The 22062-nt window shown below is 71.2% G+C and carries 22 protein-coding genes and 2 pseudogenes; 14 read left to right on the forward strand and 10 right to left on the reverse strand.

Annotated elements, in window-relative coordinates; translation table 11 throughout:
• Positions 1-118: pseudogene (locus QSK26_RS41000) on the forward strand (IS5/IS1182 family transposase); the annotation flags it as partial.
• A 289-nt stretch (positions 119-407) separates the two neighbouring features.
• Here the strand turns inward: QSK26_RS41000 and QSK26_RS41005 are convergent.
• Both QSK26_RS41005 and QSK26_RS41010 read right to left on the reverse strand, forming a co-directional pair.
• On the reverse strand, positions 408-743 hold the full coding sequence (locus QSK26_RS41005; protein ID WP_285780778.1) for a helix-turn-helix domain-containing protein: 336 nt from the start codon (positions 741-743) through the stop codon (positions 408-410).
• Complete coding sequence (locus QSK26_RS41010; protein WP_285780779.1) at positions 740-1111, reverse strand: type II toxin-antitoxin system RelE/ParE family toxin; 372 nt, start codon at positions 1109-1111, stop codon at positions 740-742. Before QSK26_RS41010 ends, QSK26_RS41005 begins: the two co-directional genes overlap by 4 nt.
• A gap of 960 nt (positions 1112-2071) precedes the next feature.
• Here QSK26_RS41010 and QSK26_RS41015 point away from each other — a divergent pair.
• Together QSK26_RS41015 and QSK26_RS41020 are read left to right on the forward strand one after the other, a co-directional pair.
• Positions 2072-2770 carry an LppX_LprAFG lipoprotein gene (locus QSK26_RS41015; protein ID WP_285780780.1) on the forward strand — a complete coding sequence of 233 codons (699 nt, stop codon included), beginning with the start codon at positions 2072-2074 and terminating at the stop codon, positions 2768-2770.
• Positions 2771-3100: 330 nt separating this feature from the next.
• Positions 3101-4615, forward strand: coding sequence for an MFS transporter (locus tag QSK26_RS41020; RefSeq protein WP_285780781.1), 1515 nt, complete (start codon positions 3101-3103; stop codon positions 4613-4615).
• Positions 4616-4643: 28 nt separating this feature from the next.
• Here QSK26_RS41020 and QSK26_RS41025 read toward each other — a convergent pair whose 3' ends face one another.
• From QSK26_RS41025 to QSK26_RS41035, 3 genes are all read right to left on the reverse strand, one after another.
• On the reverse strand, positions 4644-5123 hold the full coding sequence (locus tag QSK26_RS41025; protein WP_285780782.1) for a MarR family winged helix-turn-helix transcriptional regulator: 480 nt from the start codon (positions 5121-5123) through the stop codon (positions 4644-4646).
• Between the two features lie 58 nt (positions 5124-5181).
• Positions 5182-5847, reverse strand: a complete 666-nt coding sequence (locus QSK26_RS41030; protein WP_285780783.1) for a 4'-phosphopantetheinyl transferase family protein — start codon at positions 5845-5847, stop codon at positions 5182-5184.
• A gap of 106 nt (positions 5848-5953) precedes the next feature.
• A complete protein-coding gene (locus QSK26_RS41035) occupies positions 5954-7396 on the reverse strand; it encodes an aminopeptidase P family protein (protein WP_285780784.1) in 1443 nt (480 codons plus the stop codon).
• A gap of 247 nt (positions 7397-7643) precedes the next feature.
• On the opposite strand from QSK26_RS41035, the gene QSK26_RS41040 reads away from it, so the two are divergent.
• The 3 genes from QSK26_RS41040 to QSK26_RS41050 all read left to right on the forward strand — a co-directional run bounded on the left by QSK26_RS41040 (position 7644) and on the right by QSK26_RS41050 (position 9500).
• Positions 7644-8072: a CBS domain-containing protein gene (locus tag QSK26_RS41040; RefSeq protein WP_285780785.1), complete on the forward strand. Its 429-nt coding sequence runs from the start codon at positions 7644-7646 to the stop codon at positions 8070-8072.
• Positions 8069-8275, forward strand: coding sequence for a hypothetical protein (locus QSK26_RS41045; protein ID WP_285780786.1), 207 nt, complete (start codon positions 8069-8071; stop codon positions 8273-8275). Before QSK26_RS41040 ends, QSK26_RS41045 begins: the two co-directional genes overlap by 4 nt.
• A 130-nt stretch (positions 8276-8405) precedes the next feature.
• Positions 8406-9500 (forward strand): superantigen-like protein SSL4, encoded by a 1095-nt coding sequence (locus QSK26_RS41050; RefSeq protein ID WP_285780787.1) that lies wholly within the window; start codon positions 8406-8408, stop codon positions 9498-9500.
• Positions 9501-9563: 63 nt separating this feature from the next.
• On the opposite strand, the gene QSK26_RS41055 is transcribed toward QSK26_RS41050, so the two are convergent.
• Positions 9564-12905: a S8 family serine peptidase gene (locus tag QSK26_RS41055; RefSeq protein WP_285780788.1), complete on the reverse strand. Its 3342-nt coding sequence runs from the start codon at positions 12903-12905 to the stop codon at positions 9564-9566.
• A gap of 478 nt (positions 12906-13383) precedes the next feature.
• Between QSK26_RS41055 and QSK26_RS41060 the strand changes: the two genes are divergently transcribed.
• A complete protein-coding gene (locus QSK26_RS41060) occupies positions 13384-13638 on the forward strand; it encodes a Smr/MutS family protein (RefSeq protein WP_285780789.1) in 255 nt (84 codons plus the stop codon).
• Between the two features lie 27 nt (positions 13639-13665).
• On the opposite strand, the gene QSK26_RS41065 is transcribed toward QSK26_RS41060, so the two are convergent.
• Positions 13666-13989 (reverse strand): AzlD domain-containing protein, encoded by a 324-nt coding sequence (locus QSK26_RS41065; RefSeq protein ID WP_285780790.1) that lies wholly within the window; start codon positions 13987-13989, stop codon positions 13666-13668.
• 27 nt (positions 13990-14016) lie between these two features.
• On the opposite strand from QSK26_RS41065, the pseudogene QSK26_RS41070 reads away from it, so the two are divergent.
• Positions 14017-14484, forward strand: a pseudogene (locus QSK26_RS41070) (helix-turn-helix domain-containing protein); the annotation flags it as partial.
• 62 nt (positions 14485-14546) lie between these two features.
• On the opposite strand, the gene QSK26_RS41075 reads toward QSK26_RS41070, so the two are convergent.
• The 3 genes from QSK26_RS41075 to dhaK are packed head-to-tail and all read right to left on the reverse strand — an operon-like array spanning position 14547 to position 16594.
• The gene (locus QSK26_RS41075) at positions 14547-14921 is read right to left on the reverse strand and encodes a PTS-dependent dihydroxyacetone kinase phosphotransferase subunit DhaM (RefSeq protein ID WP_285780791.1); all 375 of its coding nucleotides are present in this window, start codon (positions 14919-14921) and stop codon (positions 14547-14549) included.
• Positions 14921-15547, reverse strand: a complete 627-nt coding sequence (dhaL, locus tag QSK26_RS41080; protein WP_285780792.1) for a dihydroxyacetone kinase subunit DhaL — start codon at positions 15545-15547, stop codon at positions 14921-14923. Before dhaL ends, QSK26_RS41075 begins: the two co-directional genes overlap by 1 nt.
• Before the next feature lie 54 nt (positions 15548-15601).
• Positions 15602-16594 (reverse strand): dihydroxyacetone kinase subunit DhaK, encoded by a 993-nt coding sequence (gene dhaK / locus QSK26_RS41085; protein ID WP_285780793.1) that lies wholly within the window; start codon positions 16592-16594, stop codon positions 15602-15604.
• 136 nt (positions 16595-16730) lie between these two features.
• On the opposite strand from dhaK, the gene QSK26_RS41090 reads away from it, so the two are divergent.
• From QSK26_RS41090 to QSK26_RS41115, 6 genes are all read left to right on the forward strand, one after another.
• Positions 16731-17504, forward strand: coding sequence for a cyclase family protein (locus QSK26_RS41090; RefSeq protein ID WP_285780794.1), 774 nt, complete (start codon positions 16731-16733; stop codon positions 17502-17504).
• Positions 17501-19153: a thiamine pyrophosphate-binding protein gene (locus tag QSK26_RS41095; RefSeq protein ID WP_285780795.1), complete on the forward strand. Its 1653-nt coding sequence runs from the start codon at positions 17501-17503 to the stop codon at positions 19151-19153. The genes QSK26_RS41090 and QSK26_RS41095 overlap by 4 nt, the downstream gene beginning before the upstream one ends.
• A gap of 158 nt (positions 19154-19311) precedes the next feature.
• Positions 19312-20475 carry a cytochrome P450 gene (locus tag QSK26_RS41100; RefSeq protein ID WP_285780796.1) on the forward strand — a complete coding sequence of 388 codons (1164 nt, stop codon included), beginning with the start codon at positions 19312-19314 and terminating at the stop codon, positions 20473-20475.
• Between the two features lie 56 nt (positions 20476-20531).
• Entirely contained in the window at positions 20532-21275 is a 744-nt protein-coding gene (locus QSK26_RS41105; protein ID WP_285780797.1) for a lysophospholipid acyltransferase family protein, read from the forward strand.
• Between the two features lie 94 nt (positions 21276-21369).
• Entirely contained in the window at positions 21370-21795 is a 426-nt protein-coding gene (locus QSK26_RS41110; RefSeq protein ID WP_285780798.1) for a PPOX class F420-dependent oxidoreductase, read from the forward strand.
• 92 nt (positions 21796-21887) lie between these two features.
• A partial coding sequence (locus QSK26_RS41115) for a MerR family transcriptional regulator (protein ID WP_285780144.1) occupies positions 21888-22062 on the forward strand: 175 nt, incomplete at its 3' end.

Genomic DNA, 22062 nt, shown 5'->3' on the forward strand with positions numbered 1-22062 from the left:
GAACGCCCAGCTCAAGAGCTGGCGGATCCTCCGCAAGCTCCGATGTAGCCCCGGCAAAGCCGGACACCTATGCAAGGCCATCGCTGTCCTTCAGAACCACCGGCTTGCCCACGGATGAAAAAGGCTCCATGTACACGCGAACGACGGCTCGACCCGGGCGTCCGGCCCGGCACGGCGAAGCCTGCCCGACGAGGAGATGACCACCCCAGGCCGAGGACTGTGGATAGAAGGCGAAAACCCGACGCCACGAGAGCGTCGGAGACCCGATATAACAGCGCCAGCGGAATGGCGGCCACATGCTTGAAATGCCCCGAGCTGATCGGAAGCTTCCAAGGCTGGGAGTCGTGCCCGCGCAGAGCAAGTATCCCCAGGAGTTGCGTGATCGGGCCGTGAAGAGGGTGTTCGAGTTATGCGGCGTGGGTGTCGGTGCCGCGCAGGATGTACAGGTCATCGCCGAACACGGCCGAGATCTGGAGTTGCCCGCCGAGGGCCTGCACGTAGCGGGCGATGGCCTCCACGGTGGACACCTCACCGCGTTCGATCTGGGAGACCCGGCTCTTGGTCACTCCCATCAGGTCGGCGACCTGGGTCTGTGACAGATCCAGGCTCTTGCGCCGTTCGGCCAGCCGATAGCCGTCGATGTAGGCCTGATTGCGCCGCCGGGCCTCGGCCACGGCTTCCTCTCCGCCGGAGGTGGCCACGATGTCGGCGCGGACGTCGCTCCACTTGGGAAAGCTCGTCATCGGTCCTTCTCCTCCGTCTCACGTTCGGTCAGGTACTTCGCGTACAGCTCTTCGGCGTGGGGGATGGCCCGCCGATACCAGCCCGACCAGTCACCGGACTTATCCCCGCCGATCAGTAAGATGGCCGACCGCCACGGATCGAACACGAACAAGATCCGTATCTCGGAGCGGCCTGCCGAGCCGGGACGCAGTTCCTTCAGGTTGTGGACCTGGGAGCCTTCCAACTTGTCGACCAGCGGCCGGCCCAGGCTCGGACCGGCTTCGGCCAGTCGGTCGATGGCATCGACGACCTGCACCCGGGATCGCTCGTCCAGGGCGTTGATCCAGGCCAGGATCTCGTTGGTGACACAGATCTCCCACTCCTCCACACCCAGAAGTGTAGCAAGTCCTTTACCCGGAGGAAGGGCGTCACGACGCCGAATCGCTGATGACCACATGCGCCCTGACGGCTACGTTGACGGCAACCGCTGGACGGATTTGGAGGTGAACGCCCCTGCTGACCTGCGTTCCCGCAGGTGGGAAAGGCGGAGCTGCACACCTACCATGTGGTAGCAGGCAACCAGGCCATCCTCGTTCATAACGACATTCGAGAGATGGTGGATGGTACGGAAGTTCGCAGCCTGCCGGCGACGGAAAAGAAATCAACCACATCCCGCCGCATTCGGTAATTCCCTTCTCGTATCACATGGGCCCTGCAATCCGAATGGACAAGCCCGACCGTCGGACGGTTAATCTACTGGGAGCAGAGATATTCGGGGCGCAATGCAGGTGGACCTGGATGATATCCGCTTCCGCTATGGGGCCAAGTGTGACGATGCCATCCAGGGATGTATGACAGTCTACAGTGCTGACGAAGGTGGAACATTTGTCCAGATTAGGAATGGCTGCCCGGGATGCTGATCGGGAGTCGGGCGCATGAGCTATCTGGAAGTGCCGGCAGCGACTTCCTGGTTGGGCGGAGGGCGTCCCTACTTGGTGAACCGGTTGAACCAGTCGCGATTGAGTGAGCTTCCGGGATGGTCTGGGGCTCGAGGTTTCGGTCGTTCGGGTGTCGCGTGACGCTTCCATGGCCGACTTGTTGGACGACATGGGGGACCGGCTTTCATGGCCACATTCGACCGGTGGCAACTGGTGGGGATTCCAGGACTACTAGCGTGCCAGTTCCTGAGCTGAGCTTTGAGAGGGGGGTCCGCCGGTTCAGGGAGCCGACGCGCTCGGTGGACTTGCTTCGTGATGGAGATGGCCGGTGGATGTCGTGCGTGGCGACGGGATGGAACAGATAGTGCGGGCGGCCACGTGGGCGGCGTGGCGTCGGTACGATCCGGGCCATGGGGCTTCGTCGTTTCTCTGGGTTGGTCGTCGCGCTGCTGGCCGTGGTGGTGCTTGTCGGTGCCTGCACGGGCGCCGGGGGTGAAGGGGGTGGGGCGACGCTGCCCGATGGGGCGGAGTTGTTGAAGAAGTCCTCTGAGGCCATGCGGGTGGTGAAGAGTGTGGCGTTCTCGGTGGAGGCTGAGGGGAGGCCGCCGGTGCCGGTGCGGAAGGCTGATGGGCGGTTGACGGCTGACGGGGATGCGGACGGGACGATTCAGATCGATCTGCTTGGGAGTCTGCAGGAGTTGCAGTTCGTGCTGCTCGGGGACAAGGTGCACTTCAAGGGGCTCACCGGGGGCTTTCAGGAGATGACCAAGGACGAGCTGGCCACGATCTATGACCCCTCGGCGATTCTCAGTGCGGACCGGGGGGTGCCGGCGTTGCTCGGGGCGGCCACGAAGGTGACGACCGAGGGGGAGGAGAAGGTCGGCGACGCCGATGCCTATCGGGTGGCCGCGTCTCTTCCGCAGCAGGTGTTGCTGCCGTTGGTGCCGGGGATCGGGCAGGCGGTGGACGGGAAGCTGTGGATCGACAAGGCGAGCAGCCGGTTGCTGAAGGCCAGCCTGCCGCTGGGCAGTGGTGACAACTCCGGGACCGTGGCCGTCACCTTCCGCGACTACGACGTGCCAGTTGAGGTGAAGGCTCCCGCGGAGTGACGGGTCGCGGTCGTCGGTGCGTGATCGGCAAGTGCGGGCCCGGTACGTGGTCCGCGGTGGGTGGGGGGATGGATGGCGGGGAGCACGGCGGCCGACGGGATGGGTGCCGGGGGAACGGCCTCCGGCGGTGCGGCATCCGGTGCGGCGGGGAGTACTGCTGACGACGGAGTCCCCGTGACGGCGAAGGCCGCGTCTGAGCGGTCCATGGCGGTGGGAGGTTCGCCTTGGGGTGGGGGCTCCGCTGCGGGAGAGGCCGTGGCCGGCGCGGGTCCGGCTGGCGGCGGTGCGGCCGGTGGGGGGCGGCGGCGGGCGGTTGTCGGGGTCGGGGGCGTGGTGGTGTTGCTTGCCGCGCTGGATGCTTACGTCGTCGTGACCGTGCTGGTGGATATCGCGCGGGATGTCGGGGTGCCGTTGAACCGGCTGGAGCGGGCAACGCCGGTGGTGACCGGGTTCCTGCTGGGATATGTCGCGGCTATGCCGTTGCTGGCGCGGTTGTCGGATCGGTACGGTCGGCGGCCGTTGATCCTGGGGTGCTTGGCGGGGTTTCTCGCCGGGTCGGTGGTCACGGCGCTGGCTACCGGGGTGCCGGTGCTGGTGGCGGGGCGTATGGTGCAGGGGATCGCGGGCGGGGCGTTGCTGCCGATCGTGATGGCGCTGGTCGGTGATCTGTACGACGCGCGGGAGCGGCCGCCGGTGCTCGGGGCGATCGGCGCGGCGCAGGAGCTGGGGAGCGTGCTCGGGCCGTTGTACGGGGCCGGGGTGGCGGCGGTGGCCGGGTGGCGGGGGATCTTCTGGCTGAACATCCCGCTGTCGATCGTCGCGGCGGTGATCGTGTGGCGGGCGCTGCCCGCTCGGCGGTCGGGCGTGCCGGCGCCGCGGGGTGTGGCCGCCGGGGCTGTGGCGCCGCTGGGCGCGGGAGGTGCGGCGCCGCTGGGCGCGGGAGGTGGGGTGCCTCGGGGTGGGGTGGTCGGTGGGGTGTTGCTGGCGGTGGCGTTGGGGTTGATGGTGGTGGGGCTTTACAACCCGGAGCCGGAGAAGGGGGCGTTGCCGGACTGGGGGTTGCCGGTGATCGGGGCGGGGGTGGTCGTGGGGGTGGCGTTCGTCGTCTGGGAGATGCGGGCGCGGGTGCGGCTGATCGATCTGGCCGAGGTGCGGCGGGGGCCGTTTCTCGCGACGCTAGGGGTGAGCATGCTCGCCGGGGCGGCGTTGCTGGTGACGCTGGTGGATGTACAGCTCACGGCGCAGACGCTGCTGGGGGAGGACGCGGTGGGCGGGGCGCTGGTGCTGTCGCGGTTCCTGGTCGCGTTGACGGTGGCGGCGTTGGCGGGCGGCGTGCTGGCGCGGCGGTTCGGGGAGCGGGCCGTGGCGGTGGCGGGGCTGGCGGTGGCGACGGTGGCGTACGTGCGGTTCTCGCAGTGGCCGGTGGACCTGGCCGGGGCGGGGGTGCGGATGGACGTGGATCTCGTGCTCGCGGGGGCGGGGCTGGGCGTGGTGATCGCGCCGGTGTCCTCGGCGGTGCTCAGGGTGGTGCCGGCGGCGCAGCACGGGGTCGCGTCGGCGGCGGTGGTCGTGGCGCGGATGATGGGGATGCTGCTCGGCGTGGCGGCGTTGTCCGGGTGGGGGTTCCACCGGTTCCAGTCGCTCACGGCCGACCTGGACACGCCGCTGCCGTTCGGGGTGGAGCCGGCGGAGTTCGCCAGGCGGCTCGCGGAGTACGAGGCGAAGGTGCGGGCGGCGTTGCACACCGAGTACACCGAGATCTTCCTGATCACGGCGGTGCTGTGCGGGCTCGCCGTACTCGTCGCGACGCTGATGCCCGGACGGGCGCGCACGCCGCGACCCTGACGCCAGGGGTGCCGACGGCGCGGGCGGGTCAGCCGCGGGTCGGGGAGCGGAGAGCCTTGAGGTGGTGCACGATCGGGGCGTAGGCGCGGTCGAGGTCGTGCAGCTGCTCCTCGGTGAGACGGTCGATGAAGTGCTCGCGCACCCCGGCGACGTGGCGCGGCGCGACGCGCTGGATGGTCTCCCAGCCGTGCTCGGTCAGCACCGAGAACGTGCCCCGGCGGTCGTCGGGACAGCTCTCCCTGGTGACCAGGCCGGCCGCCTCCATCCGGGAGATCTGGTGGGACAGCCGGCTGCGGGACTGGATGGTGACCTCGGCCAGGTCGCTCATCCGCATCCGGTGGTCGGGGCTCTCCGACAGGGTGACGAGGATCTCGTAGTCGTTGAGCGAGAGCCCGAACTCGTGCAGCTCCCGGTCCAGCCGGTGCGACAGAAGCTTGTGCGCGCTCAGATGCGCCCGCCACGCCCGCTGCTCGAAGGAGGTCAGCCAGCGCGGTTCGTCGGTGCTCATGAAGTGAATCTATACAACGAGTACGACGTCCACACATTGGGCGCACCCTCGTGTCCCGTCACGGCGCGAAGGCGTGGGACAGCCGGCCGGGCCGGTCGGAGATCACGGTGCCGAGCACGTCGCCGTGCGCCCACTCCAGCAGGTGCCTGCCCTCCCAGGTGAACGCCCGGGGCACCGGAGACTCCTTCAGCGTCAGCGCGGACAGGTCGAGCGAACGCAGGTCGGCCAGCGTCAGCTCGCCCCGCTTCACCAGGGCCTCCTTGCGCACCCACTGCCTGATCAGCCCCCGGTTGCAGGTCACGGCCGCCCGCTCGGCGGCGGTGAGCGCCTGGCCGGCCAGCCCCTCGTCGAGCGGGCCCGGCGGCACGTGCTCGGCGTCGATGCCGACCCGGCCCGGCCCGGCGGCGGCGCACACGTAGCCGTGCGTGTGGCTGAGGCTGACCCCGATCTCGGGCGCCTCGGCGAGGTACGGCTTGCCGTGGCCGGGGCCGCACCGCTCACAGCGCTGCAACAGGGTCAGCTTCTCCGGCGGCCGGCCGAGCACCTCGGCGGCGCAGTGCCGTACGAGCACGTGGGCGGCGACGTAGTCACGGCGGTCGGTCTCGCGGACGAACCTGGCCGCGCGCTCGCACTCGGCCCGGGTGAGCAAAGCGTAGAGCGAGCGTTGCTCGCGCGGGGACCACAACTCGGCCGTCGCCCCCGCCAACGCCACCGGATCAGGCATTTGCCCAGCTTAAAGGGTGGCGGGGGCGATCTGAAGATCACTTGCACGGATGACCGAATTCACAGCGGGGAAGGTCGCCAGGGGAGCCGTGGCACGACCCGGTGACTCAGCCGGTGAGGAGTCCCGACATCCAGCGCTCGATCTCGCCGGGGTGGCGCGGCAGGCCGGAGGACATGAGCCGGGCGCCGTCCGCGGTGATCACCAGGTCGTCCTCGATCCGCACGCCGATGCCGCGGAACTCGGGCGGCAGGGTCAGGTCGTCCGGCTGGAGGTAGAGGCCGGGCTCGACGGTGAGTACCTGGCCCTCCTCCAGCACGCCGTCGAGGTAGACCTCGGCGCGCGCCTTGGCGCAGTCGTGCACGTCCATGCCGAGCATGTGGCCGCTGCTGCACAGGGTGTAGCGGCGGTAGACGCCGCTGCCGGGCGACATGGCCTCGTCGGGGCGGACCTTGAGCACGCCCCACTCGTACAGCCCCTCGGCGATGACGCGCATCGCGGCCTGGTGGAAGTCGCGGAACCGCGCCCCGGGGCGCAGCACCCCGATGGCCGCCGTCTGCGCCTCGTAGACCAGCTCGTACACCTGGCGCTGGATCGTGCCGAACCGCCCGGAGACCGGCAGGGTGCGGGTGATGTCGGCGGTGTAGAGGTGGTCGCTCTCCACGCCCGCGTCGAGCAGCAGCAGCTCGTCCGGCGCGAGCGGGCCGTCGTTGCGGATCCAGTGCAGGACGCAGGCGTGCGCGCCGGAGGCGACGATCGGCTCGTAGCCGTTCGCGTTTCCCTCCAGGCGGGCGCGCAGCCCGAAGACGCCTTCCACGTAACGCTCGCCGCGTGGGTGGCGCAGCGCCGCGGGCAGCGCGCGCACGACGTCCTCGAAGCCGCGGACGGTGGAGTCGACCGCCGACTGCAGCTCGGCGATCTCCCACTCGTCCTTGATCAGCCGCATCTCCGACAGGAAGGAGGCGAACTCGGCGTCCGCGTCCCGCCGCAGGTGCGGGCGCACCTGGACGTCCACCGACGGATCGACGCCGCGCAGCACCCGGGAGGGCGCGCCGCCGGACAGTGCGGCGGGCAGCTCGCTCAGCGGGGCGCACTCGACCTGGTAGAGCGTCTCGGCCTCGGCCAGGTCGGGGCGGCGGCCCACCCAGAACTCGCCGTAACGCCGGTCGCGGTAGAACTCCTGACCCGCCTCGCCGGGCGCCGAACGCGGCGAGCGCGGGCGCAGGAACAACGTGGCCGCGCCCGAGGTGTCGATCACCAGCACGTGGTCGGGCTGCTGGACGCCGGTGAGATAGACGAACGCGCTGTGCGGCCGGAACCGGTAGTCGGAGTCGTTGCTGCGCACCTTCAGCGTGCCCGAGGGGATGACGAGGCGCTCCCCGGGGAACCGGGCGGCGAGCGCGGCCCTGCGCTTGGCCGCCCACACCGTGACGGGCAGCGGGGCGCCGGCCCGGTCGCCGGTGTCGGCCCAGCCGGTGCTCATGAACTCGATCAGGGCGTCGGACACCGGCAGGTCGTGGCTGCCGATGTTGAGGGCGGTGTGGTCGGTCATCGCTACCCCGCACTTGATGATGTTTCACATGACACGCCGAGTGTACGGCGGGCGTACGGCACGGAACCGCTGACATCGGACCTGACTCGACCGGCTGCTCACTGTTGTCCCGGGGAAGCCGAGCGTGTTTTAGTGGAGACCCGAGCACGAGTCGTGGAGTCTCCAGGCGGCCTGCAACCCGGGGGAAGAGCCGCTTCGATGACGCCCGCGGGGGAATGAGACCTGGATACCTGCGGAGGTGAAGTCGATGCTCATCGCTACCATCCTGCGAGGCAAAGGGACGGATGTGGCGACCGTCCGGCCCGACGCCACGGTTTCCGAGCTGCTGGCGACGCTGGCCGAGCGCAATATCGGCGCGGTGGTCGTGTGCGGCGAAGGCGGCCGCATCGCGGGAATCGTGTCCGAGCGTGACGTCGTGCGCCGGCTGAACGACCGGGGCGCGGGCGTGCTGGACGCTCCGGTGTCCACCATCATGACGACCGAGGTCCGCACCTGTGAACCGGCCGACAACGTGGATGATCTCCGTCAGACCATGACGAACCATCGCATCCGGCATGTTCCCGTGGTGTCCGACGGACGGCTGGCCGGCATCGTCAGCATCGGCGATGTGGTGAAGAGCGCGATCGAGGAGCTGGAGACCGAGAAGGCGCATCTCGTCGAATACATCCACCGGTGAGGTCGGCCTATATCGTGGGGCTCTCCGTCCCGGCCGAGGACTTCCGTTCCCTGGTGGCCGGTGTCGAGGGCGTGTCCTATCTCAGAGAGCTGCCCTCCGGGGGCGCCGTCGTGCTCGTGGAGTCGGAGCGGGCCGTGCGGTCGCTCGCCGGCGTGCCGGGGGTGACGTCCCTGCGTGAGGACCGCCCTGAGCAGCGCATGTGACGCAACTCCACCATCTGCCACTTCTGAGGCCAATGTCATCCATGTGATTAAAGTTGTCTATTTTTCCGACATGTCGTAGTGGGAGCTGCTAAGAAGATACGCGCCACGAAAGCTGACAGAGAGGGTCATCATGAGCCGCGGATCGAATGATCCGTCTTACGGCGGTCACCTCGAGCCGGACCGTGAGGAGATCTGGGAGCAGACGGGCGCGCTGGATCCCGCCTGGCAGGCCGAAGCCGCGGGACCGGAGCCTAAGAGCGGCGACGTGCTCTCCGACGGGTGGGGCCCGGACGGCGAGGCGGGCGCCGATCCCGCCCCCGACCCCGGCCCCGACCCGGGGATCGAGACGGGCGTCCAGATGGCCATCGATCCGCGGCTCCTGTCGGACGACCACGAGTGGACCGAGGGTGAGCGCTGGGAGGGTGGCGCGGCCCAGGAGGCCGACGGCACCTGGGACCGTTCGCAGGACACCGGCGAATGGGAGCGCCCCGCCGACGGCGACCAGTGGGACCGCCCGGCCGCGGACGGCGAGTGGGACACGCCTCGCCCCGAGGGCAAGGCGGAGGACTCCGAGGAGCGCCGCGGATTCCTGGGCGCCGGATGGCGCGAGCCGGAGGCCGCCACCGGCTACGAGGACGAGGAGGAGCGGCCGCGTCGCGGCAAGGGGCTCCTCGTGGCGACCGCGGCGGCGGTGGTGACGGCCACGGTGGGTGGCTGGCTGCTGTTCTCCTCGCTGGGTTCCTCCTCCGACACGGCGTGCGCCGGTGCTCAGTGCGCGTCCGTGGGCGGCGCCGAGACCCTGCCCTCGGAGACGGCCTCCGAGCCGCCCGTGGAGGAGACGCTGCCCGAGGACCCGATCCCGACCGAGGAGGAGACGACTCCGGAGGAGTCGGCGTCCGCCGAGACGCCGGAGCAGCCCGGGAACCAGCAGGCCCCGCCGCCGGCCACCAACGGCCGGTCGGACGACCCCTCCACGCCGGCCACCCAGCCCAACCCCGAGCGCACCCGGGTGCCCAGCGAGCGGCCCAGCTCCCAGCAGCCCACCGGCGAGCCCGAGCTGCGCGACACGGCCGACACCCGCAACCCGCCGAGCACCGAGCAGCAGAACACGCCCACGCAGGCGCCGGTCACCCAGGCGCCGCCCCCGGCGAACCCGCCGCAGCCGCCCGCAGAGGGGAACCAGGGCGGTGGTGGTGGCGGCGGCCTGTTCGACTGGCTGTTCTGACCGTCGTCCGCCCGAGAACACGCGGCGGGGGCCCGGCGAGCGCCGGGCCCCCGCCGTTTCAGGTCAGTTGACGGTGATCCGGTCGGTTTCGATGGTCAGGCCCTTGACCTCGGCGGTCGAGGTGCCCGTGGTGACGGTTCCGGTGCCCTTGCTGACGCCGCGCACCTTCATCGTGTAGGTGTGCGAGCCGCCGGGCGCGCCGGGCGTGCTGGTGACCCGCAGGTCCTCGGTGGGCGGTCCGGCGATCTGCGCGCCGGCGGAGCCCTCCGCGTTCTCCGCGCCGACGGTCAGCCCGTACGACGCCGGCGGCGCGCCCGGCAGGGCGCCCGGGTCGTAGACGTAGCTGATGTCCTCGGTGCCGTTGAGGCCGATCCACTGCTGGAAGACCTTCAGCTCCGACGTGCCGTACAGGTTGAGCCGCCACTCCACGACGAACCAGTCGTTCACCCCGTCGGTCAGCGTCGCCGCGAGGATGCCCTCGGCGGCGGTGCCGTCGAGGTCCGTCCAGTACGGCGCGAGCACGCCGTTCGGCGGCGCCGCGTCCGGCAGCGTCTGCGGCGTGAACGTGATCTGCGAGGAGTCGGTGATGCCGCCCACGACCGTGTAGCCGTTGGAGGTGACGCCGATCCGGTTGTAGGTGCGGCCGGCGTAGACGAACCCGCCGGGCGGGGTGAAGTTGTACGCGTCCTCGTCCGCGATCGGGTTCGCCGGGACGCCGAGGAGGTCGAGCGGCAGGTAGCCGGAAGGTCCGGCGCCCGGCGCGATGGCGGGGGTGTCGGGCTTGCGGCCGGCCAGGGTCACCTTGGTCGTGGCGATCTGGGTGCCGACCTTGGTGGCCCCGGTGACGGAGTTCAGCCGCAGCCTGCTGTCCAGGGTGCTCAGCGCGGTGACCTCGGTGTCGTTCGTCGTGGTGTTCTCGATCTCGACCGTGCAGGTGGACTCGCCGGTGTTCCTGGCGATGGTGGCCGGGGTGCAGGTCTGCTCGATCGGCACCGCGCCCTCCTGCCGGAAGAACGCCACGGGCAGGTGCAGTTCCCTGCTCCCGCCGACCTGCTTGAGGTTCACCTGGCCGAAGTACTGTCCGTCGGGCAACTCGGGAGCGGTGATCAGGATGGACACCTTGGCCGACTTGCCGGGCTTGACGGAGATCAGCGGCGGCAGCACCGCGATGTTCGCCCCGCTGACCGTCTTGCCGGTCGCCGTGAAGGTGAGCGTCTTGTCCGTGACGTTGGTGAACGTGCGCTCGGCGGTGATCACGCCGGGCATGGTGGGCGCGTTCACCGAGGGCAGGTTCAGGTCGATCCGGTTGAGCGGGTCGTTGGCCGAGGCGGCGAAGTTCGCGGCCGTCTCGTCCAGGGTGAGGCCCGGGTCACCGGACTTGGTCAGGTCGATCCTGCCGCCGCCGAAGTCGAACGGGTCGGCCGGGGTGGTGCGGTCCTCCTTGGTCACCTTGGTGACCGCGGTCGTCATCAGGGCCGACTTGACCTGGCCGGGCGTCCAGTCCGGGTGCAGCGCGAACAACAGCGCCGCGGCGCCCGCCACATGCGGCGAGGACATCGAAGTACCGGCGATCGCCTGGAACAGGTTGCCGGCAGGCCCGCCCGACGGCCCCTCGGGGGTCGGCGTGTTGCCGGCCAGGATGTGCAGGCCGGGCGCGGTGACGTCGGGCTTGATGAAGTCGCCGCCGGGGCCGCGCGAGGAGAAGTGCGTGATCGCGTCGCCCTGCCAGGTGGCCTTGGTCCCCTGGGTGAAGGAGGCGGTCGCGCCCGGGTTGGCGGACAGGAAGTCGAGGAACTGCACGGTCTCGGCGTCGTCCACGTGCACCGTCGGCACCCAGTGGTTGTCCGTCATGACCTCGAACGGGTTGTTGTTGTAGAGGATCATGCCGGCCGCGCCGCCCTGCCGCACGTTGAAGCTCTTCAGGATCCGGCCGGAGCTGATCCCGCAGGCGACGATCTTCCCGGTGAACAGTCCGGGGGGCGCCGGGTTGGTGCAGGTCGGGTTCGAGTACGGCGGTGCGGAGGCGGACACCACGGGCAGCGGGGAGGCGATCCCCGGGGTGACCGTCGCGCCCTTGATCTTCAGGGTGGCGCCGCCCGCCCCGTTGAGCGTGATCGTGGACTGGAACGTCCTGCTCTGGGTGGACGCGGCGACCGTGGTCGTCCACGGGCCGCGGTGGTCGGTGGTGCCCGCGCCGGGACCGGAGTTGCCCGCCGACGCCGCCACCAGCACCCCGGCCGCGTACGCGTCCAGGAAGGCCAGCTCCACCGGGTCGCTGTAGAAGTCGGCGCCGCCGGAGATGGAGAAGTTGATGACGTCGACGCCGTCCAGGATCGCCCTGGCGACGGCCGCCGCCGAGTCGGAGGGGAAGCAGCCCTCGGCGCCGCAGACCTTGTAGGCCGACACGGCCGCGGCCGGCGCGATGCCGGCGATCGGGCCGCGGGCGATGCCCAGCGTGGTGGCGTTGGCCACCGGGCCGCCGGCCGACGTGGTCGCGGTGTGCGTGCCGTGGCCGTTGGAGTCACGGGCGCTGTCGGGGTACACCTCGCCGCCGAAGACGGCGTTGTAGGTGTCGATGAACGGCGCGCCGCCGACCAGCTTGTCGTTGCAGGCGAACGTGTCGGACGCCGGGGTGAGCGGGTTGTCGCCGAAGTCGCAGATCCGCGGGGTGCCGTCGGAGGTCGCCGGCGGGGCGGGCAGGTTGCCCGGGTCGGCGAAGGAGGGGTGCTCGGGCCACACGCCGCTGTCCAGGATGCCGACGATCACGCCCTTGCCCGAGGAGGCGCTGCCGCCGAGCTTGGAGTAGATCGCCGGGGCGCCGATGAACGACGCGCTGGAGTCGGTGAGGAGCTGCTGCGGCTTGTCCTCCTGCACCGCCGCCACGCCGGGCAGCTTGAGGAGTTCGGCGGCCTTGTTGGCGGGCAGCCGCAGCGCGACGCCGCCGTAGACGGTGCGCAGCTTCTGCCCGACCTGGGCGCCGGGCACCCGCTTGGCGAGCGCGCCGAGGAAGTCGCCCTCGACCTTCTCGATGTGGTCTTCGTACTTCTGCGCTTCGGCGCTCTTGACGTTCAGCGACCTGCCGGTCTCCGCCGGGCTGGTCGCGGGCAGTCCGGGCAGGTCGCCCTTGTACGCGGCGAGCGAGTCGTAGTCGAGCTTGACCATCACGTTGACCTGCTGGCCGGATGTGGACTGCAGCAGGGCCTGGTCGCTCTCGGCGAGTTTGCCGGTGTCGGACTTGGCGCCGTGCAACGGGACGCCGGTGATCGCCGCGGGGGTCGCGGTCCACTTGCCTGCGGAGGAGGGTGAGGGGGTGGGGTCGGCGGCGGCGGGCGTCGCCGGGACGAGCGCGGCGACGAGGCATAAGCCGACGCCGAGGGGGGCTGACCGAGGATGCTTGCGGGACACGGAACCTCCATGCGGGAGGGAGCGCCGTGCAGCCCGGGAACGCCAAAGGGAAGGTGCACGACCCTCCCCGTTGGGCGTTGTGGCCGCCCCGGAGGGCAGCACGACCGGAGTCTAACCAGGGATCTTTGACCCGCATAGATCGCGGAATTGACGGATTTGACGGCTGGTTTCGGCAAAACTGACAATTTTGTGCATGTGGTGGTTCGGTGGCATTGAGTCCCGCCGGTGGGTGAGTCGTTCGCCATATTGACAAAAAGGGGTTGGTGGTCTAATTCGTGGTCGAGGAAGGGGGGCGGAAAGCCTGTGACCGGCGGGTCTGGCGCGACCGCGATGCCGGGGCCGGTGGGGTGGGGGCGGTTTGCCCGGCGCGCGGTGTACGGATATTTCTTGGTATGTGTTGGATGGGGGGAATAGCGGTATATAGGGGTTCTGTCGGGCGAGGGGCGTGTGCCCGGCGGGCCGTCGTAGACTCTCAGCCGTGAAGCTCAAGCTGGATCTGCACCCGATCTACAACCGCGGCGGGGAGATCGACAAGGCGCTGCGCGACATCATCGACGAGGCCATCCGCAAGAAGGCGACCGAGGTCGAGATCATCCCGGGCAAGGGCTCCGGCCAGCTGAAGAAGAAGGTCCTGCGTTTCCTGGAGCAGAAGGAGATCAAGGCCCTCTACCACCGCATCGACAAGGACGCCAAGAACCACGGCCGCCTGTTCGTCTACTTCCGCTACAAGTGAGCGGGACAGGCCGGGGAGCCGGCCCGGTCAGGGGACGCCGAGGAGGCGGAGGACGGCGGCGGTGGCCGCGGCGGTGAGCACCACCGCGACGAACGGCGCCCTGAACCACGCGAGCACCCCGCCGGCGATCACGCCCGCGGGCCGGGCGTACCCGGCGAACCCGCCGCCCTCGGTGAACGTCGTCGTCGCGACCAGCGCGGTGAGGAGCACGACGGTCGCCGTGGTCATCAGCCGCTCGGCCCGGGGGCTCAGCTCGACCCGGGAGCGCAGCAGCGGCCCGGCGACCCGGAACGCGTAGGTCCCCGCGGCGAGCACCAGCGTGGCGACGATCAGTACGGCCGGCTCGATCACGCGCCCGCCCCCCTCACCGAACTCGCCCGCCGCGCGGAGATCGCGGAGTCGACGCTGTCCCAGCTGGAGACGGGTACCGGCAACCCGAGCGTGGAGACGCTGTGGGCGCTGAGCGTCGCGCTCGGCGTGCCGTTCTCCCGGCTGGTCGAGCCGCCGGTGCCCGCCGTGCAGGTGATCCGCGCGGGCGAGGGACCGGCGGTGGCCGCAGAGCGCGCCGACTACGTCGCCACCCTGCTGTCCTCCTGCCCGCCGAACGCACGCCGCGACCTCTACCTGATCCGCGCCGAGCCGGGCAGCCCCCGGGAGTCCGACCCGCACATGCCGGGCATCGTCGAGCACACCGTCCTGTGCTCCGGGCGCGCCCTCATCGGCGTCATCGAGGACCCGGTCGAGCTCGGACCGGGCGACTACATCGCCTACCCCGGCGACGTCCCGCACGTCTTCCGCGCCCTGGAACCCGGCACCCAGGCCGTCATGATCTCCGAGAACACCTGACCGCGCGGGCGGCGGCCGGTCCCAGGCCGGCACGGGTCGCCGCCGGGCCCTCCGCCAGGTCGTCAGAGCTTGCGGATCTCGCGGGCCTCCTCGGCGGCGCGCAGCACGGCGGCGAGCGGGGCGTCCGCGCCGGCGGTGACGACCGCGGAGATCGCGCCCTCCACGAAGGGGACGTCCGCGATCACCACGGAGTCCGGCTCCTCCAGCAGCCGGGCGGTCAGCACCGAGCTGCCGAGGTCGGGGATCAGGATCACGCCCGCGCCCCGGTCCACCGCCTTGATCGCGGCGGCGACCTTGTCCGGGCTGGTGCCCAGCCCGCCGTCGTCGGTGCCGCCGGCCGCCGCCACCGGCACCTCCGGGCCGCCGATCGCCGCGGCCAGCGCGGCGACCTCGGCCGCGAGCGCGGCGCTGTGCGAGATCAGCACGATGCCCACCATCAGCGCGCCCCCACCGTGCGCAGGGCGCCGAGGATCAGCGCCGTGGAGGCCGCGCCCGGGTCCTCGTGGCCGACGCTGCGCGGGCCGAGGTAACTCGCCCTGCCCTTGCGCGCCTGCAGCGGAACGGTGGCCGCGGCCCCCTCCTCCGCCGCCCGCGCCGCGGCGTCGAACGCCTCGGCCGCCTTGGCGCCCTCCGCCGCCGCCGCGCCCAGCGCGCGTACGGCCGGCGCCAGCGCGTCCACCATCGTCTTGTCGCCCTCGGCCGCCGAGCCCAGCCTGCGCACCGCGTCCACGGCGGCCTCCAGCGCCGCGGCGAACTCGGCCGGGGACACCTCCCCGGCGTCGCCCAGCGTCTTGCCGAGCTGCCGGAACGCCGTGCCGTACAGGGGGCCGGAGGCGCCGCCCACCTTGCGGATCAGGGTGCCGCCCACCAGGACGAGCAGCGCGCCCGGGGAGGCGGGCGTGGTCTCCGCGAGCGCCGCCCGGACGGCGGTGAACCCGCGGTCCAGGTTGGCGCCGTGGTCGGCGTCGCCGATCGCCGCGTCCAGCTCGGTGAGACGGTCGCGCTCCGCCGCGACCACCCGGGTGATCTCGTCGACCCAGGCCAGGAAGAACGACGTGTCCACGAGCGGCTCCAAGCTCTCCGGACGCGTCCCGGGCGCGCCCTGGCGGATGGCGGATCAGCGGCCCCAGCGCAGCCCCGGCGTCTCCACCGGTGCGTCCCAGAGCCGGGTGAGCTCGTCGGTCAGGTGGCACACCGTGACCGAGAAGCCCTGCATGTCGAGACTGGTGACGTAGTTGCCGACCAGCGTACGGGCCGCCCTCGCCCCATGCTCACGCAGGTAGGCGTCCACTTCGGCGAAGGCGACGTACAGCTCGATGAGCGGGGTGGCGCCCATGCCGTTCAGCATGACCAGGGTCTCGCCGGACAGCGGCAGGTCCTCGTTGATCGCGTCCATCGCGACCCGGACGATCTCCCGGGCGGGGCCGGCGGCGGCGCGGGTCCTGCCCGGTTCGCCGTGGATGCCGATGCCCAGCTCGATCTCGTCGTCGGCGAGCTGGAAGGTGGGCTTGCCCGCCGCGGGGGTGGTGCAGGGGGACAGCGCGACGCCGAAGGACCGGCTGCGCGCGTTGACGTCGGCGGCCACCGCCGCGACCTCCGCCAGTGGCGCGCCCTCCTCGGCCAGGGCGCCGGCGATCTTCTCCACGAACAGTGTCGCGCCGGTGCCCCGGCGCCCGGCGGTGTACAGCGAGTCGCGCACCGCCACGTCGTCGTTGACCAGCACACTGGCCACCTCGACGCCCTCCTCGGCGCACAGCTCGGCGGCCATCTCGAAGTTGAGCACGTCGCCGGTGTAGTTCTTGACGATGTGCAGCACGCCCACGCCGCCGTCCACCCCCTTGGTCGCCTCGATCACCTGGTCGGGGACGGGGGAGGTGAAGATCTCGCCCGGGCAGGCGGCGTCGAGCATGCCGTGCCCCACGAAGCCGCCGTGCAGCGGCTCGTGCCCGGAGCCGCCGCCGGACACCAGGCCGACCTTGCCGCGCCGGGGGCCGGACGCGCGGTAGACGACGCGGTTCTCCACGTCGACCCGCAGGCCGGGATGGGCGGCGGCGACACCGGCGAGGGCGTCGCTCACGACAGTGCCGGCGTCGTTGATGAGCTTTTTCATCTCGAGGTCCTCACTACTGTGATGGTCTCAGCACCAACTTGTGCCCGTTCGGGGGATACGGCAAGCATGTTCGTGGTGGCGTCCGCCGGGCGCACTGTAGGAAGATCGGGCGAGGTTTCGCACGAGGAGGCGACGAATGTCGGTGTTGAAGAGTCTTGTCGAGGGTATCCGGGGCGGATCGATCGAGGTCGTCGACCTGACGTCGCCCCTGACGTCCGATACGCCGATCCTCCAGCTCCCCGAGCCGTTCGGCAACACGATCCCGTTCCGCCTTGAGGAGATCAGCCGCTACGACGACCGCGGCCCCGGGTGGTACTGGAACGACATCCACACCGGCGAGCACACCGGCACGCACTTCGACGCGCCGGTCCACTGGGTCACCGGCAAGGACGGCGAGGACGTCTCCCAGGTGGCGCCGGCCCGGCTGCTCGCGCCCGCCGTGGTGCTGGACTTCTCGGCGCAGGCGGCGGCCGACCCGGACTTCCTCCTCCAGATCGACCACGTCACCGCGTGGGAGAAGGAGCACGGGCCGCTGCCCGAGGGCGGCTGGCTCCTCTACCGCACCGGCTGGGACGCCCGCGCCGACGACCAGGCCCGCTTCCTCAACGCGAACGAGACCGGCCCGCACACGCCCGGCATCTCGGCCGAGTGCGCGCGGTGGCTCGCCGAGCGGAGCCCGGTCTGCGGGATCGGCGTCGAGACCGTGGGCACCGACGCGGGCGCCGCGCACTCCTTCGACCCCGCCTTCCCGTGCCACTCCTTCCTGCTCGGCGCCGGCAAGTACGGGCTGACCCAGCTGCGCAACCTGGACCGGCTGCCGGTCACCGGCGCGGTCGTGGTCGCACCGCCGCTGCCCATTATCGGCGGCAGCGGCAGCCCGGTCAGGGTGCTCGCGCTGGTGGAACGGTGAACGTCGCCGAGGCCGTCGGCCTGACCCTGACCCGGCTCGGCGTGCGCACCGTCTTCGGGGTCGTCGGCAGCGGCAACTTCCACGTCACCAACGCCCTGGTCGCCGGGGGCGCGCGGTTCGTCGCGGCCCGGCACGAGGGCGGCGCGGCCACCATGGCCGACGCCTATGCCAGGACGGCGGGCGGCGTCGGCGTGCTCAGCGTGCACCAGGGGCCGGGGCTCACGAACGCGATGACCGGGCTCGCCGAGGCGGCCAAGAGCCGCACCCCGCTGCTGGTCCTCGCCGGCGAGGCCACCGAACCCGGCTCCAACTTCCACATCGGCCAGGACGCCATGGTCGGGGCGGTCGGCGTGGTGCCGCTGCGGGTGCGCTCGGCGGAGAGCGCGGCGCTGGACACGGTCCTGGCATACCGCACCGCCCTGCGCGAGCGGCGCACGGTGCTGCTGAACCTGCCGCTCGACGTGCAGGGGCAGCCCTTCACCGGGGAGACGCCGGGCGAGGAGACGCTGCGGGAGGCCGTGACGCCCGCCGTACCCGAGCCGCCCGGCGCGGAGGCGGTGGCCCGGCTGGCCGAGACGCTGGCCGGGGCGCGCAGGCCGGTGTTCGTCGCCGGGCGCGGCGCGCGGCACGCGCGGGCCGAGCTGACCGCGCTCGCCGACAGGGCGGGCGCGCTGCTCGCCACCTCGGCCGTGGCGAAGGGGCTGTTCCACGACAGCCCGTGGAACCTCGACGTGAGCGGCGGCTTCGCCTCCCCGCTCACCGCCGAGCTGATCCGCGACGCCGACGTGATCGTGGCCTGGGGCTGCGCGCTCAACATGTGGACCACCCGGCACGGCACGCTGATCGGCCCGGACGCCCGCCTCGTCCAGGTCGACCTGGAGCAGGACGCCATCGGCCGGCACCGCCCGGTCCACCTCGGCGTGCACGGCGAGGCGGCGCAGACGGCCCGCCTGGTCCTGGCCCGCCTGCCCGAGCGCGCCCCCGGCGAGGAGCACGGCTACCGTACCCGCGCGCTGGCGGGGCGCATCGCCGCGGAAAGCCGCTGGCGTGACGTCCCCTACACCGATTCTCCGGACGGGCGGATCGACCCGCGCACGCTTTCCATCGAACTCGACCAGCTATTGCCCACGGACCGGGTCATAGCGGTCGATTCCGGAAATTTCATGGGTTATCCGTCTATGTTCTTTTCGGTGCCTGATGAGCAGGGTTTCTGTTTCACTCAGGCGTTTCAGTCGATCGGCCTCGGCCTGGCCACCGCGATCGGCGCCGCGCTGGCCCGGCCGGACCGGCTGCCGGTGGCCGCGCTCGGCGACGGCGGCGCGCTGATGGGCGTCGCGGAGCTGGAGACGGTCGTACGGCTCGGCCTGCCGATGGTGATCGTGATCTACGACGACGAGGCGTACGGCGCGGAGGTGCACCACTTCGGGCCGGGCGGCCACCCGCTGGACACGGTCACCTTCCCGCCCGCCGACCTGGCCGCGATCGGCCGCGGCTTCGGCTGCGCCGGGGTGACGGTACGCGAGCCGGCCGACCTCGCCGCGGTCGCCGAGTGGCTGAAGGGGCCCAGGGACCGGCCGCTGCTGATCGACGCCAAGGTGACCGCCGACCGGGGCGCGTGGTGGCTGGAGGAGGCGTTCCGCGGTCACTGAACGGTCACCGGGCGCTCTCCGCAGGGACGCCGACCGGCCGCTGAAGGGGCGAATTCCGGCCATCTGGAGTCATGGCCCATCGATTACCCCATCGCCATCGGCAGAATCCCGGACTACTCTCGCGTCAAATGGGGTGTCAGTGCGAGGAGCGGAGCGGTATGAGCGTGCAATTCAGTCCGTTCGACTATGCGATACACGAGGATCCTTTCCCGGTCTATGCCAGGCTCCTCGAAGAGGCGCCGCTCTACCGGAACGACGCGGACGACTTCTGGGCGCTGTCCCGGCATGAGGACGTGGCGGCGGCGCTCCAGGACTTCGCGCGTTTCTCCAGCTCGCACGGCCCGCTGCTGGACGAGGTGTTCTGGGGGCCGCAGGCGTCCCAGTCCATCTCGTTCGTCGCGATGGACCCGCCCGCGCACACGCCGCTGCGCACGCTGGTCTCGCGCGGGTTCACCGCGCGCAGGGTGGCGGCCCTGGAGCCGCGGATCAGGGAGATCGCCCGGCGGCACCTGGAGGAGGCGCTGGAGCGGGGCGGCGCGTTCGACTTCATCGAGGGCTTCGCGGCCCGGATGCCGCTGGACGTGGTGTCGGAGCTCGTCGGCGTGCCCGAGTCCGACCGGGACGACATCCGCCGCCTGGCCGCCGTCTCGCTGACCCGCCAGGACGGCTCGCAGGAGGTGCTGCAGGAGAGCATCGACGCGGGCGCGGCGCTGACCGACTACTACGCCAGGCTCATCGCCACCCGCCGCCAGGCGCCCACCGACGACATGGTCTCGGTGCTCATCGAGGAGCTCTCCGACCAGGAGATCATTCCGATCCTGTTCGTGCTCCTCGCGGCCGGCAGCGAGACCACCACCAACCTGCTCGGCCACGCGATGTACTGGGCCTGGCGCTTCCCCGACCAGATGGCCAAGGGACTGGGCGGCGCCGCCGCGGCCTGGGTCGAGGAGGGCCTGCGCTACGACCCGCCCGCCGTCGGCGTGGGCCGCCTCCTCATGGAGGACATCGAGCTGTACGGCACGCGGGTCCCGGCCGGGGCGCGGATGTGGCTGTCCATCGGCGCGGCCAACCGCGACCCGCGCGCCTTCCCCGACCCGGACAGCTTCGACCTGGAGCGGGACACCTCCAAGCTGCTCAGCTTCGGCGCCGGAAGGCACTTCTGCATGGGCTCCACCCTGGGCAAACTGGAGGCGCGGATCGCCCTGGAGGAACTGGCGGCCGTGGTGTCCGGCTACGAGATCGACCCGGACGGGGTGCGCCGCTCGCACATGGGCAACGTCCGCGGCTTCGCCACCCTGCCCGTCGTGGTGAAACCGCGCTGATCGGCGCCGGGCGGGGTGTGGATCCGGATACGGTTCCGTAGGTTACGGTTGGGTCCATGTCGGAGACTGTGTACCCACCGGTGATCTGGACCGCGGTCACCCTCTTCCGCGCCCTGAACCTGAAGGTCAGGGTGGAGGGCGCGGAGCGGGTGCCGCGACAGGGCGGCGCCGTGCTGGTCAGCAACCACGTGAGCTACCTGGATTTCATCTTCGCCGGCTTCGCCGCGCGCCCGTCCAGGCGGCTGGTGCGGTTCATGGCCAAGCAGGAGGTCTTCGACCACCGGATCTCCGGCCCGCTGATGCGGGGCATGCACCACATCCCGGTGGACCGCGACGCCGGGGCGGGCTCGTACGCGTCGGCGTTGCGCGCGCTCAAGGGCGGTGAGGTGGTCGGCATCTTCCCCGAGGCGACGATCAGCCGGTCCTTCACCGTCAAGGAGATCAAGAACGGCGCGGTCCGGATGGCGGCGGCCACCGGCGTGCCGCTGATCCCGGTGGCGCTGTGGGGCACCCAGCGCCTGTGGACCAAGGGCCGCCCGAGGCGGATCTTCCAGCGCAACGTGCCGGTCACCATCCTGGTCGGCGAGCCGATGCACCCCAGGCGCGGTGAGAACATGGCGGCCCTCACCGAGGAGCTGCACGGCCGGATGTCCGAGCTGGTCGACCGCGCCCAGCGCGGCTACCCCGAGATCCCCCCGGGCGTCTGGTGGCAGCCCCGGCACCTCGGCGGCGGCGCCCCCACCCCGGAGGAGGCCGCCGCGATGGACAAGGCCGAGGCCGACCGCCGCCAGGAGGTCTGACCCGCCTCCCCCGGCGACCCGGAGCGCCGGTGTGCGGCACGGCTCGGCAGCGGGGCGGTGTGGTTCGCGGGGCGGCGGGGAAAGGATCTCCGGCATGGAACGGATGGATGACGCCGAATGGCGGGCCTTCGTGCTGTCGGGGACGCGGACCGGGAAGCTGGCGGTGACGCGCGACGACGGCCGCCCGCACGTGACCCCCGTCTGGTTCGTGCTCGACGGCGACGACGTGGTGTTCACGACGCACGAGAACAGCGTCAAGGGCCGGGCGCTGCGGCGCGAACCGCGTGCCGCGCTGTGCGTGGACGACCAGGCGCCGCCCTACTCCTACGTCCTGGTGGAGGGGGCGGTCACGCTGTCGACCGAGCTGGACGAGGTGGTCCGGTGGGCGACCGTGCTCGGCGGACGCTACATGGGCGTGGACCGCGCCGAGGAGTTCGGCGAGCGCAACGGCGTGCCGGGGGAGCTGCTGGTACGGCTGCGCGCGGACAAGGTGCTGGCCTACCGCAACGTGTCGGACTGACGATGTGCGGGCCGAGTGTATGTGGACAGTGGATAGGAGCGCTTGTCGCTATCCCCTGGTTAGACTGAAAGGTCGCTTGTGAGGGAGGGACCATGCGGATCGCCGAGCTGAGCCGCCGGGCCGACGTTCCGGTGCCCACGATCAAGTTCTATCTGCGTGAGGGCCTCCTTTTCCCGGGTGAGCGCACCAGTTACAACCAGGCGCAGTACACCGAGGCCCATGTGCGCCGGTTGCGGATGATCAGGGCGCTGGTCGAGGTGGGCGGGC

The organism is Microtetraspora sp. NBRC 13810, assembly GCF_030268685.1.
Lineage (GTDB): Bacteria > Actinomycetota > Actinomycetes > Streptosporangiales > Streptosporangiaceae > BSRQ01.